General features: G+C 57.8%; 12 protein-coding genes. 5 read left to right on the top strand and 7 right to left on the bottom strand.

The window, feature by feature from the left end:
* Positions 1–6 precede the first annotated feature (6 nt).
* The 3 genes from minE to minC all read right to left on the bottom strand — a co-directional run bounded on the left by minE (position 7) and on the right by minC (position 1,924).
* On the bottom strand, positions 7–261 hold the full coding sequence (minE, locus tag ACWKWM_RS11210) for a cell division topological specificity factor MinE (protein WP_483838421.1): 255 nt from the start codon (positions 259–261) through the stop codon (positions 7–9).
* On the bottom strand, positions 261–1,073 hold the full coding sequence (gene minD / locus ACWKWM_RS11205; RefSeq protein ID WP_237254080.1) for a septum site-determining protein MinD: 813 nt from the start codon (positions 1,071–1,073) through the stop codon (positions 261–263). Before minD ends, minE begins: the two co-directional genes overlap by 1 nt.
* A gap of 107 nt (positions 1,074–1,180) precedes the next feature.
* A complete protein-coding gene (minC, locus tag ACWKWM_RS11200) occupies positions 1,181–1,924 on the bottom strand; it encodes a septum site-determining protein MinC (RefSeq protein WP_483838422.1) in 744 nt (247 codons plus the stop codon).
* A 144-nt stretch (positions 1,925–2,068) separates the two neighbouring features.
* On the opposite strand from minC, the gene ACWKWM_RS11195 reads away from it, so the two are divergent.
* The gene (locus ACWKWM_RS11195) at positions 2,069–3,001 is read left to right on the top strand and encodes a lipid A biosynthesis lauroyl acyltransferase (protein ID WP_483846205.1); all 933 of its coding nucleotides are present in this window, start codon (positions 2,069–2,071) and stop codon (positions 2,999–3,001) included.
* Between the two features lie 98 nt (positions 3,002–3,099).
* Here ACWKWM_RS11195 and ACWKWM_RS11190 read toward each other — a convergent pair whose 3' ends face one another.
* The 3 genes from ACWKWM_RS11190 to ACWKWM_RS11180 all read right to left on the bottom strand — a co-directional run bounded on the left by ACWKWM_RS11190 (position 3,100) and on the right by ACWKWM_RS11180 (position 6,327).
* Positions 3,100–3,954 carry a pirin family protein gene (locus tag ACWKWM_RS11190; protein WP_483846204.1) on the bottom strand — a complete coding sequence of 285 codons (855 nt, stop codon included), beginning with the start codon at positions 3,952–3,954 and terminating at the stop codon, positions 3,100–3,102.
* Between the two features lie 278 nt (positions 3,955–4,232).
* Positions 4,233–5,036, bottom strand: a complete 804-nt coding sequence (locus ACWKWM_RS11185) for an MlaA family lipoprotein (protein ID WP_483846203.1) — start codon at positions 5,034–5,036, stop codon at positions 4,233–4,235.
* On the bottom strand, positions 5,029–6,327 hold the full coding sequence (locus ACWKWM_RS11180; RefSeq protein ID WP_483846202.1) for a serine/threonine protein kinase: 1,299 nt from the start codon (positions 6,325–6,327) through the stop codon (positions 5,029–5,031). Before ACWKWM_RS11180 ends, ACWKWM_RS11185 begins: the two co-directional genes overlap by 8 nt.
* A 222-nt stretch (positions 6,328–6,549) precedes the next feature.
* On the opposite strand from ACWKWM_RS11180, the gene ACWKWM_RS11175 reads away from it, so the two are divergent.
* Positions 6,550–6,909, top strand: a complete 360-nt coding sequence (locus ACWKWM_RS11175) for a hypothetical protein (protein WP_483846201.1) — start codon at positions 6,550–6,552, stop codon at positions 6,907–6,909.
* A gap of 697 nt (positions 6,910–7,606) precedes the next feature.
* Here ACWKWM_RS11175 and ACWKWM_RS11170 read toward each other — a convergent pair.
* The gene (locus ACWKWM_RS11170; RefSeq protein WP_483846200.1) at positions 7,607–9,202 is read right to left on the bottom strand and encodes a glycoside hydrolase family 17 protein; all 1,596 of its coding nucleotides are present in this window, start codon (positions 9,200–9,202) and stop codon (positions 7,607–7,609) included.
* Between the two features lie 442 nt (positions 9,203–9,644).
* Between ACWKWM_RS11170 and ACWKWM_RS11165 the strand changes: the two genes are divergently transcribed.
* The 3 genes from ACWKWM_RS11165 (at position 9,645) to ACWKWM_RS11155 (ending at position 12,783) form a co-directional block, all read left to right on the top strand.
* Entirely contained in the window at positions 9,645–10,502 is an 858-nt protein-coding gene (locus ACWKWM_RS11165) for a glycine betaine ABC transporter substrate-binding protein (protein ID WP_483846199.1), read from the top strand.
* Between the two features lie 314 nt (positions 10,503–10,816).
* Entirely contained in the window at positions 10,817–11,128 is a 312-nt protein-coding gene (locus tag ACWKWM_RS11160; protein ID WP_483838430.1) for a DUF485 domain-containing protein, read from the top strand.
* Entirely contained in the window at positions 11,125–12,783 is a 1,659-nt protein-coding gene (locus ACWKWM_RS11155) for a cation acetate symporter (RefSeq protein ID WP_483846198.1), read from the top strand. The genes ACWKWM_RS11160 and ACWKWM_RS11155 overlap by 4 nt, the downstream gene beginning before the upstream one ends.
* Positions 12,784–13,015: the final 232 nt, after the last annotated feature.

Below are 13,015 nucleotides of genomic sequence, written 5' to 3'. Positions count from 1 at the left end.
GCCGGATCAACGATCTGGCAGGGTGATGTTGAGCTCGAGAATCGAACAGCTGCCCTGGTTTTCCAGGGCGACGTGCACTTGATCATTCTCGATGTTGACGTATTTACGGATCACTTCCACCAGCTCTTTTTGCAGAGCGGGCAGGTAATCCGGGGTGCTGCGTTGGCCGCGTTCGTGCGCCACGATGATCTGTAGACGCTCTTTCGCAACCGACGCGGTACTTACCTTTTTGCTGGCACGAAAGAAGTCAAAAATATTCATTAATTACCCCCGAACAGGCGTTCGAAAAATCCTTTTTTCTGTACGTCCAGGAAACGATGCTCTTTTTCCTTGCCCAGCAAGCGATCAACCGCATCGCTGTAGGCCTGGCCTGCGTCGCTTTGATCATCGAGGATCACTGGGACGCCCTGGTTGGAAGCTTTGAGCACCGCCTGGGATTCCGGAATCACGCCCAGCAGTGTTACCGCGAGGATTTCCTTGACGTCTTCGACGCCCAGCATCTCGCCCTTGCTTACGCGCTCAGGGTTGTAGCGGGTCAGCAGCAGGTGTTCTTTGATCGGGTCTTCGCCACGCTCGGCGCGACGGGATTTGCTGGCCAGCAGGCCCAGCATGCGGTCGGAGTCACGCACCGACGACACTTCAGGGTTGGTCACAACGATCGCTTCGTCAGCGAAGTACATCGCCAGGTGCGCGCCCGTTTCGATACCGGCCGGGGAGTCGCAGACGACGTACTCGAAAGTTTCCTTGAGTTCCATCAGGACTTTTTCGACGCCTTCTTTGGTCAGCGCGTCTTTGTCACGGGTCTGGCTGGCCGCCAGCACGTACAGGCCTTCGATCTTTTTGTCTTTGATCAACGCCTGTTGAAGATTGGCTTCGCCGTTGACCACGTTGACGAAGTCATAAACGACGCGGCGTTCACAACCCATGATCAGGTCGAGGTTACGCAGACCGACGTCGAAGTCGACGATGACTGTTTTGTGGCCGCGCAGTGCGAGCCCGGTACCGATAGCGGCGCTGGTGGTGGTCTTGCCCACACCACCCTTGCCGGATGTAACCACGAGAATCTTGGCCAAGGTGTTTCACCCCTAGAGGAAGAGGAACAATAAGTTCCTGAAGAGCCCCTCATGACGCAGCGATTGCGCGACGAATCAGAGTGGCTTTGAAAATGGCGCAGTATCCGTTAAAGACGGGTGATGTTCAACACGTCGCCGGACAGACTGACTTGAACTCCGGCACCCCACAGAGGATCTCTGCGCAGGTCTTCGGAAACCTTGTATTGACCGGCGATGGAAACCAGTTCTGCGACCATCTGCTGGCAGAAAATCCGTGCTTTGGTGTCGCCCTTGATGCCTGCCAATGCCCTGCCCCGCATAGGGCCATAGACATGGATGTTGCCATCGGCGAGAAGTTCCGCCCCAGGGCTTACCGACGAAATCACCACCAGATCCGAGCCTTGGGCGTAAATCTGCTGCCCGCCACGCACGGGGGCGGTGATGATTTTGGTCGGTTTGATCAACGGCTCAGGCGGCTTTTCGATGATGACCGGCTTCTTCTTCACTTCGCTTTCGATTTCAAGAGGCCGTTCACGGGCGCCTGATGGCGGCAGCACGGGCAAATCGATGGCGATGGCGGCGGCGATGTCTTCGATGCGGTTGGCGCGAATGGCCAGTGTGCGCAGACCGTGCTGGCGACACACGCGCATCAGCGCCGGCAGATCAATCGCGCCTTCGTTGGCAGGCAGCTTGTCCAGCGCCAGCACCAATGGGGTGTTGCTAAAGAAGTTAGGCGCCTGGGCGACTTTGGCCGCCAATTGACGGTCCAGCGCTTCCAGATTGTTGCGCGCCAGCTCCAGCACAGTGATGGCAAGCATGCTGCCCTTGAGCTGGAATACGTGATCCTGGTCTTGCGATTCGATTTGGCTCATGTCGGCATACAGCAGCTTGTCGCTAAAAGTGCCGAGACTTATAACGAGAACGCCCGCGAGTCGCAAGCGAGCCACTACCGTTCTTGCGCAACCCATTGTCCATAACGATGTAGAATGCCCGCCTTTGCCCTGACGGAAGCTGTAATGAATCGCCCGCGTTTTCGAGCTTATTTTCTTCACCCGCGCTTCTGGCCACTATGGTTGGGGCTGGGCCTGCTCTGGCTGACCGTGCAATTACCGTTTCGAGTTCTGCTGGTATTGGGCCGGGGGATTGGCGCGCTGATGTACCGTTTCGCGACCGACCGTCGAGTGATTGCCGCGCGCAACCTGGAGTTGTGTTTCCCGCACCTGTCCAAGGCCGAACGCAAGCGCTTGCTCAAGGAAAACTTCGCCTCCACCGGGATCGCGTTTTTCGAGATGGCCATGAGCTGGTGGTGGTCCAGAGAGCGACTGGCGCGTCTGGCGCACATCGAAGGCGCCGAGCATCTAAAGCAGGCGCATGAGAACGGCCAAGGCGTGATTCTCATGGCGCTCCATTTCACCACCCTGGAAATCGGCGCTGCCTTGTTGGGCCAGCGACATACCATCGACGGCATGTACCGCGAGCACAGAAACCCGCTTTTTGACTTCATTCAGCGTCGTGGCCGTGAGCGGCATAACCTCGATTCGCTGGCGGTGGAGCGTGAGGACGTGCGCGGCATGCTCAAGCTGCTGCGCGCCGGTCGTGGCATTTGGTACGCGCCGGATCAGGACTACGGCGCCAAGCAGAGCGTGTTCGTGCCGCTGTTCGGCATTCAGGCGGCCACGGTGACGGCCACCAGCAAGTTTGCCAAGCTAGGGCGCGCGCTGGTGGTGCCGTTCACTCAAGAGCGCCTGGCCGATGGCAGCGGCTATCGGCTGGTGGTTCATGCGCCGCTGCAGGATTTCCCTGGTGAGAGTGACGAGGCCGATTGCCTGCGGATCAATCAGTGGGTCGAAAAGGCTGTCACGGCGTGCCCGGAGCAGTATCTGTGGGCACATCGCCGTTTCAAAAGCCGCCCGCCGGGCGAGCCGAAGCTCTACCCTAAGCGATCATGACGAAGCTCTGTAGGAGCGAATTTATTCGCGAGGCGTTTTACCTGATGCACCGCATCCGTCGCCTCGCCAACAAGTTGGCTCCTACAGAAGCGTAGAAATCACGCGGTCAACCGATCATCCCGAAAATCGCGCAGCGCCTGTTCGATCTCTTCTCGGATGTTCATCACGAACGGGCCGTACTGCACGATCGGCTCGCCCAGCGGCTTGCCTGCGATCAACAACACCCGCGCGCCTGACTCGCTGCGCAGCTGCACTTCACCGCTTTCCGAGAGCCGCGCCATTCGCTTGGTCCCGAGCTTCTGCGGCTGGCCAGCCATTTCCAGTTCGCCTTCGTAGACATACAGCAGCACCCGATGCCCTTCAGGCACTTTCGGGCTGATGGCGCTGCCCGCAGGCATGTGAAAATCGAAATACAGCGGCTCGGTGTCGGGTCGCTGCACGGCGCCTGCTTGCTGAACCTGTCCGTCGTCGAATTGCCCGGCGATGACCACTACTTCGACGCCCCCTTGTGTGGTCAGGCGTGGAATGCGCTCTGGCTGGATGTCGTCGTAACCGGGATCACTCAATTTTGATTTGCCCGGCAGGTTCAGCCACAGCTGGAAACCGCGCATGGTGCCTTCTTCCTGCTCCGGCATTTCGCTGTGAATCACCCCGCGTGCCGCGGTCATCCACTGCACGCCACCGCCTTGCAGCAGACCGACGTTACCCATGTGGTCTTCATGGCGCATGCGGCCTTCAAGCATGTAGGTTACGGTTTCAAAGCCGCGATGGGGATGCGCCGGGAAACCTGCGATGTAGTCGTCAGGCTTGTCGGACCCGAACTCGTCGAGCATCAGAAACGGATCGAACTGCTCCACGCCTGGCCCGCCGAACACGCGGGTCAGCTGGACACCGGCGCCATCGGAAGTTGGCTGGCCCGCCTGGATCGACAGCACTTTGCGTAGTTGAGTCATGGAAAGGCAACTCCTGAGCAGGATTTGAATGGTGGTTATGCTATGCCTGTTCAGGCGCTCGATGGGTGGGTTTTTTGCGGGGGATTGATCGGTGGATTAGATACGTCGAGCCTTCATTTGGGGTTTCCGGGATAGTTATTTTCTGTAGGAGCGAACTTGTTCGCGAGAATTTTCCAGACCGACCGCGTATTTCCTCTCGCCAACAAGTTGGCTCCTACAGAAATCGTTCACCCACAAAAAACGGCCCATCATGGGGCCGTTTTTTTCAAGCGATTCCCTTACTCGGAAATCTGCAGCTTGCGTGCTTCGGTGTAGACGTAACGCACCTTTTCATACTCGAACGGCGAGTTCATCTGGCCGTAACGGAAGCTGGTGGTGTAGCGGCGATCGATCGCCCGCAGCAGGTAGATTTCCGGATGGTCTTCGCTGACTTGCGAGACGTTCAGGAAGTTGATCTGCGATTCGGCCGTAAAGTCGAACACCAGCCCACCCGTATCGCGGAAGTTCGAAGGCCCAAGGATCGGCAGCACGAAGTACGGACCGGCCGGGACGCCATAGAAGCCCAGCGTCTGACCGAAGTCCTCGCTCTGGCGTGGCAGGCCCATCATCGTTGCCGGGTCCCACAAACCAGCGATGCCGATGGTGGTGTTCAGCAACAGACGACCGGTGGTTTCCATCGAGCGCTTGCCTTTGAACTGCAGCAGACTGTTCACCAGGTTGGGAATGTCACCCAGGTTGCTGAAGAAGTTACTGACGCCGGTGCGCAGGAAGCTTGGGGTGATGTACTTGTAGCCGTCGACCACGGGCAGAAACACCCACTCATCGAAGCGGTAGTTGAAGTGGTAGACACGACGGTTCCAGGATTCCAGCGGGTCGTACACGTTCAGCGCGTTAAGCGTGGCGCGTTCGAATTCCCGTTGATCAAGCCCCGGGTTGAATTTCAACGACTTCAACGGCTCGGTAAAGCCATCGGGGGTGTCGTTGCGACTGACCGGTGTCGCCTTTGAAACGATCGGCGCGTCGGCCGCGTGAACCATGCCTGCGCACAGCAGGGCAGCGAGGAGAAGCAGACGTTTAGCCACGGAAAAACTCCAGCATGGCGTCGGAGTTGACGCGGTAGTTCAGGTTGCCGCAATGACCGCCGTACGGGTAAACGGTCAGGCGATCGCCAAAGGTCTTGCGCAGGAAACCGAGGTCGCCAGGGCCGAGGATCACGTCATCGGCGTTGTGCATGACCGCGATCTTCTTGCTGGTGCTCAGGTAATCCTTCAGGGCGTACAGGCTCACCTGATCGACCAGTTGCAGCAGGCTGCCACCGTCGGTGCGGGCGCGCCACATCGGAATCACTTGTTCGGTCACGTAGCAATCGAAGTCGCATTGCAGCGCACGTTTGAGAAACGGCGTCAGGCTGGTGCCTTCGGTGATCGGGGTCTTGGGCGGCGTAATCAGCCCGCGACGGTTGATCAGGTCCGAGGTGAACGCAATGTCGGCTGCCGAGAAGCGGAACGAAGTGCCGATCAGCATCGCCATCTGCTCGTTGGACAAGTGCTGCTTGGACTGTTGGAAGTCATACAGCAGCGCATCGTTGAGGTCGATGTAGCCTTTCTGGCGGAAGTAACGGGTCAGCTTGGCCAGTACCAGTTCGTAGAACGTAGTGCTGTTATTGATGCCCTTGACGTCGGTCTGGACCATTTTGTCCAGGTTGCTGATCGAGGTGTACAGGTTGACCGGCGGGTTGATCAGCAGCACTTTTTTGAAATTGAAGCTGCGGCGGGTTTCGTCCAGATGGCTGACGAAAGCAGCATCGAGCGCACCCAGGCTATAACCGGTCAGGTAATAGTCGGTGATCTGCAGTTTGCTCTGCTGCGCGCGAACGGCCTGCATCACGCGATACAGGTCTTCGGCGTCTTCCTTGGTCACACCCGGCGTTGCGAAACGCGAAGCGGCGCTCATGAAGTCGTAGCTGGTTGGCGAAGACAACTGCACAACGTGGTAGCCCGCGCCGTAGTAAAGCTGTTTCAGGAATTCGTTTAGCGTGCTGTTGTAAGGCGCGCCGGTGCCTGCGATCAGAAAGATCAGCGGGGCGGGGTGGTCCTGTTTCGCCAGACGGTAGCGCAGTTTTTTCACGGCCCAGAAGTTGTCTGGCAGTGTGAATTCGCGTTCCGGGCGAAGGGTGAGGCTGTAATCGTCCTGATCGATGTCTGCGTCATCTGGCACTTTGGCGCGCAGATCAGGCGGGGTTGTGGCGATAGTCGCTTCGAACGGGTTGGTCAAAGGAAAGCCATAACTGGACGGGTCGACATCGACCGCCATCACGGACGCACTCAAAAAGAGGCCGCCCATCACGGCGGCGAAGCGTAGAAAACGAAGCATGACTAAATCCCTTGGGAAAGAAGTGCTGTTGGAATACCGCAGGCTATGACACGGGTGTAGTGCCAAAGTGCCGCTCTGGCAAGACAGATATATAAAGCTTTCGGGACAATACACGTTCTGGCGCTTTTGGCGTGCACGGTTGTGCTTTAAAACTTATCCGATTCAGCATTTTCCCGGCTCAAGATATGCTGTCGGCCGCTTTCTATCTTTCTGGAGTTTTCTGTGTCCCGTCGTCTGCCGCTCGTTGTGCTGTTTGTTGCCTTGGCTCTCTGGCTGGCTGTGAGCTATGGCTTGCGTTACGGGTTGATGGAAGACGTGCAATGGGTAGGCGTTTGCAGCGATGAAGCGCTCAAGTGGGAATGTCAGGTGCGCGCCAATCTTGGGCTGTTGATTCACTTTCAGGTGTTTGGCTGGGGGGCGTTGATTGCATCGGTGGTGGCGTTCGTCATCCCCCACCGAACCGGGCGTGTGCTGGCTTTTATCGCGCTGCTGCTGGGGATACTGGCGTTGGTGCTGTACACGGCAAGTCTGGCGGTGTTCGCGGTAGTGATTGCAGGGCTGAGGTTGGTGCGGGCGCGGTAAAACGCTACACGATTTGAATGTGGGAGCGGACCTGTCCGCGAATGCGGTTGTGCTGGCGATGCAGATGTGTGGGCTTACGACCTCTTCGCGGACAGGTCCGCTCCCACATGATCATCCTGCGACCGGCACCAAACCCCAGACAGCATAAAGGGGAGCCGAAGCTCCCCTTTAAATCGTTGCACGTGCTCTTTTTTTATTGTTTTAGGGCGGCCTGTTATTGTTTTTGGCGACCAGTCCCTTTACTGCTTCTTCAGTGATCCCCATACGGGATACAAGAGCAAACGTATTTTTTTGAGCGCTGACTTGCTTTGATGCCTTCGTTTATCGCGAGGTATCCAACCAGTTCGGGACGCTACCTGAGGGTAGTTTTATTGTTCTCTGTCCGGTTGCGGGGTCAACCCCCGGTAAAGCACATCCACTCCAAAAAAATCTGTTAGCTGCGTCTCTGTGCCGTTGTTCTTGTTATGTCAGAGCCGATTCATCTTATTTTTATTAGGTTGCCGCTTTTTATTCTTGTTATGCAGGAGATATAGCAGGGTGCGTGCCAACTTTTTCAAATCCTTTGAAATCAAGCAGTTGGCGATATCGAAAAAATTTTCGGCCTGCAGAGGACGGTTTTTTGTTTCCGTGTTACCCGCAAGTAAGGCCCCAACCCGGCAAGCGGTAACACAATGTATCCGTCGTTACGCACGTGCGGTTACACAGCCGTGACTTCGACGCGCACTGTCGCTGCAACTGGCAACGCTGCAGTGACCTGCAAACTGCGCCAGAGCGCCAACGTCATCAGCACGCTGACGAACGCCCAGCCCCAGGCCTGGGGATTGGCCAAACCTTCACGTATCAACTGCGGGACGATCCCTAATCCAATGATGCAGGCCAGCAATGTGATCTCTCGACGCGGCGCGGCAACCGGACGCCACAGATAGACCAGCGCCGGGAGCAAGAGTGTGGCGGTCGGGAAACTGCGATAGCGCGGGTCGAAAACCATCGCCAGCATCATCACGGCCGCCGCGAACCCTGCCGCGCACAGCCACCAGCCAGCGCGGGATTCGAACCAGTTGAAGGCCTTGCCGCGCCAACCTTTGCGCGCCGACAAGATCAGAGCCGCGTGCGCCATGACCAGCCCATTTAGCACGACCAGCAAAACCGCCCACACGTATTCGCCGGCGAAGCGGCTGGTCACGCGTGCCAGTTCACCCCATGTGCCGATGCAGCACGCTCCGATTGCGGCCATTAAAGGAAGGAGCAACGCACTGCGCGGCTGATCGACCCGCCCGCCGAAAACCAGCGTCAACACAGCGATGATACCGCTGACCATCAGCCAGAATGGCCAGTACGGCAGATTGGACACGGGACCGGCCAACACGCCCTTGTCCTGGCGATCGGCATCGAACAAGCCCCAATATCCGCCGACTGCGCCTTCGGCCGAGCGTTTCCACGGCTGGTCGAACGCTTCGATCAAGTTGTAGTGCCAACCATGTTGCTCGGCCATGGCCACAAAGCTGCGGATGAACTTTGCCTCATTGACTCGGCTCGGGAGTGCGGTTTCTCGCTGGCGGCCTTCGCTGGGCCAACCCGTTTCACCGATCAGAATGTCTTTGCCGGCGAAGCGGGCGCCGAATGTTTCGCGGATCTGCGCGACATGGGCCAGCGCTTCGTCGATACCTTTGGGGTCATCTTCCCAATACGGCAGCAGGTGGATCGTCAGGAAATCTACGGCCGGCGCGACTTCCGGGTATTGCAGCCAGTATTCCCAGACGTCGGCGTAGGTCACCGGTTGTTTGACCTGCGCTTTTACCTGACGGATCAACGTCGCCAGTTGCGCGCCGGTGAGCTCTTTGCGTAACAGCGCTTCGTTACCGACGATCACGGCGGTGACAACATCCGGATTGGCGTTGGCTTGTTCGATCAGCTCGCTCACTTCCTTGGCCGTGTCGACCGGGTTGCTGTTGACCCACGCGCCGAGCATCACCTTCAAGCCGTGCTTGCGTGCCAGGGCCGGAATCGCTTCCAGGCCCGTCATCGAATAGGTGCGGATGCATTCAAAGCGCGTGGCGAGCAATGCCAGATCGGCGTCCATGCGCTCGGGTCGCAGCTTGAAGGGTTGATCGAACGGCGATTGATCTTTATCGAATGGGGTGTAGGACGCGCATTGCAGCTTGTGCGTCGGCGTCGCTGCGTCCGGCAAAACCACCGGCTTGCCCAAGGCATACCAGTAGCCGCACAGGGCCAGAAGGGCGATCAGGCAAGCAAGCAAATAAAGGGCAACAGGGGAGCGGAAGGTGGCGGGCATGATCGGGCCGAAGTGGTGCGGGAGGCCGGCATATTAGCATTGGCAACGCTGCGCTGTAGGAGCGCGCTTGCCCGCGGAGAATCTTCCAGGCGAAGCAAATCTGTCGTCATAACCGGCGTTTCCGCGGGCAAGCGCGCTCCTACCGATGGCCCGTCTTCGTTTCCCATGCAATTTCCGTTCGGCCTCAGGCTGTTTTACGACTTGATTGTCGTTGATGGCTCAGTGATGTCGTTTCCCGATGGCTGAGTGTCGCTGACAGGAAAGGCAGTGGACCGGTGCAGGTTGATGATCAAGGCGTCAGCGCGATGAAGTTCATCGCACGGGCAAGCAGTTGAAGCGTTAAAGGCGCGTGACGCGCCAAATGTGGGCGCAGGTCGCGGTCTTAAAAAAACGTTAACGACGCCCGACGCCTTTCGGGTTCAGAACTACCGGGGAAGTAATGATGAAGATGCGCAAAATCCTGGGTGCGGGTGCCGTTCTGGCCCTTGCCATCAGTTCCACGCTGGCCCTTGCTGAAACTAAACCGGAGCTGAGTATCGGCTACGTTGACGGCTGGTCCGACAGTGTCGCGACCACTAACGTCGCCGCCGAAGTGATCAAAGAGAAACTGGGTTATCCGGTCAAGCTGCAAGCGGTCGCTGCCGGGATCATGTGGCAAGGCGTTGCCACCGGCAAACTGGACATGATTCTGTCCGCGTGGCTGCCAGTGACCCACGGTGAGTACTGGGCCAAGAACAAAGACAAGGTGGTCGACTACGGCCCGAACTTCAAGGACGCGAAGATCGGTCTGATCGTGCCTGAGTACGTGAAAGCCAATTCCCTGGAAGACCTTAAAACCGACGAGTCCTTCAAGAAGAAGATTGTCGGGATTGACGCCGGTTCAGGCGTGATGATCAAGACCGATCAGGCGATCAAGGATTACGGTCTGGACGGTTACAAACTTCAGGCGAGTTCCGGTGCCGGCATGATTGCCGAGCTGACCCGCGCTGAAAACAAGAAAGAATCCATCGCCGTTACCGGTTGGGTGCCGCACTGGATGTTCGCCAAGTGGAAACTCAAATTTCTTGAAGATCCAAAAGGCGTTTACGGTGCCGCTGAAACCGTGGACAGCATCGGTAGCCAGGACCTGGCCAAGAAAGCCCCGGACGTTGTGGACTTCCTGAAGAAATTCCAGTGGAGCTCCAAGGATGAAATCGGCGAAGTCATGCTCGCCATCCAGGACGGCGCCAAGCCGGAAGCCGCTGCAAAGGCCTGGATCGCTAAAAACCCGGATCGCGTAAAAGCGTGGACCGGTAAGTAAGCTGCTTTAAATACCCGCTTCATCAAAGACCGCCCCGTCTCACGACCGGGCGGTTTTTTTTGTGCCTTGTACAAGCTGGTGGAGCGAGGCTTGCCCGCGAAGCTGACGACGCGGTGTGTCAGGCGAATCGGGTTTTCAGCTTCGCGGGCAAGCCTCGCTCCAACGGATACCCGCAGGCCTTCCAGCAACTCCAAAGTGCGTATTGCCTGATCTACGACTAATGTCGTTCTAATACTAAGGTCGTCTGGAGTGCCGCCCAGAGCCGACTACAGTGCAATACGTGACATCTCATCTGTGCTGCGAGGACAAAAACAATGAACGACAGCATTTACCTCTCGATTCAAAACAGCCCGCGTTTCAAGGAGCTGGTGTCGAAGCGAGAAAAATTCGCCTGGATTCTCTCGGCGATCATGCTTGGGCTTTACGCCGCATTCATCCTACTGATTGCGTATGGGCCTCATATACTGGGCGCCAAACTCAGCCCTACATCAACCATCACCTGGGGCATGCCGATCGGCGTGGGATTGATTCTTTCCGCGTTCATCCTGACGGCCATCTATGTTCGTCGTGCCAACGGCGAGTTCGATGACCTGAACAACGCGATCCTGAAGGAGGCACAGCAATGATCCGGCGCCTATTTGCGGCCCTTGGCCTTGCTGCTTTCGCCCCGACCCTTTGGGCGGCAGAGGCGCTCACGGGCGCTGTGCAGAAACAACCGCTGAATATATCGGCAATCATCATGTTCGTGGTGTTCGTCGCCTTCACCCTGTGCATCACGTACTGGGCGTCGAAAAAGAACAAAACCGCATCGGACTACTACTCGGCAGGCGGCAAGATCACCGGTTTCCAGAACGGCCTGGCCATCGCCGGTGACTACATGTCAGCGGCATCCTTCCTCGGTATTTCCGCGCTGGTCTACACCTCCGGCTACGACGGCCTGATCTACTCGATCGGTTTCCTCGTCGGCTGGCCGATCATCCTGTTCCTGATCGCCGAGCGCCTGCGTAACCTGGGCAAGTACACCTTCGCTGACGTGGCGTCCTATCGCCTCAAGCAGAAGGAAATCCGCACCTTGTCCGCCTGCGGTTCGCTGGTGGTGGTGGCGTTCTACCTGATCGCGCAAATGGTCGGTGCCGGCAAACTGATTCAGTTGCTGTTCGGTCTGGACTACGCGGTGGCGGTGGTACTCGTCGGTATCCTGATGTGCCTCTATGTGTTGTTCGGCGGCATGCTGGCAACCACTTGGGTACAGATCATCAAGGCGGTGATGCTGTTGTCCGGCGCGTCGTTCATGGCACTGATGGTCATGAAACACGTCAACTTCGACTTCAACACGCTTTTCTCCGAGGCGATCAAGGTTCACCCCAAAGGTGAAGCGATCATGAGCCCGGGCGGCCTGGTGAAAGATCCGATCTCCGCCTTCTCGCTGGGTCTGGCACTGATGTTCGGTACCGCTGGCCTGCCGCACATCCTGATGCGCTTCTTCACCGTGAGTGATGCAAAAGAAGCTCGCAAGTCGGTGCTCTACGCTACTGGCTTCATCGGTTACTTCTACATCCTGACCTTCATCATCGGTTTCGGCGCGATCCTGCTGGTCAGCACTAACCCTGCATTCAAGGACGCGGCGGGAGCGTTGCTCGGCGGTAACAACATGGCAGCGGTTCACCTGGCCGATGCGGTCGGTGGCAGTCTGTTCCTGGGCTTCATCTCGGCGGTGGCGTTCGCGACCATCCTGGCGGTAGTTGCCGGTCTGACCCTGGCCGGTGCTTCGGCGGTGTCCCACGACCTGTATGCCAGTGTGATCAAGAAAGGCAAAGCCAACGAGAAAGACGAAATCCGTGTATCGAAGTACACCACGGTTGCGTTGGCCGTCGTGGCAATCCTTCTGGGTATCGCCTTTGAAAGCCAGAACATCGCGTTCATGGTGGGCCTGGCGTTCTCCATCGCGGCCAGCTGCAACTTCCCTGTGTTGTTGCTTTCGATGTACTGGAAAAACCTGACCACCCGTGGCGCCATGATCGGCGGCTGGATGGGCTTGATCAGCGCGGTCGTGCTGATGATTCTCGGCCCGACCATCTGGGTGCAGATCCTGCATCACGAGAAGGCGATCTTCCCGTACGAGTACCCGGCGCTGTTTTCTATCGCTATCGCGTTTATCGGTATCTGGTTCTTCTCGATCACTGACAAGTCGAAAGCGGCCGAGGGCGAACGTGCCTTGTTCTTCCCGCAGTTCGTACGCTCGCAGACTGGCCTGGGTGCCAGCGGCGCGGTGTCGCATTGATGTGAAGTAACACGCAAGACAAAACGCCCCGACCTTGTGTCGGGGCGTTTTTGTTTGTGAGTCCCTGTAGGAGCGAACTTGTTCGCGAGACGGTAGGCCTGACACACCGCAGCGTCTGGCTCGCCAACAAGTTGGCTCCTACAGAGGCAGCGGCTGGCCTGACACACCGCAGCGTCTGGCTCGCCAACAAGTTGGCTCCTACAGAGGCAGCGGCTGGCCTGACACACCGCAG

The organism is Pseudomonas rosaeacicularis (assembly GCF_057128745.1).
Note: the sequence above shows the minus strand (reverse complement) of the source record. Positions and strands in the feature narration are given on the sequence as shown.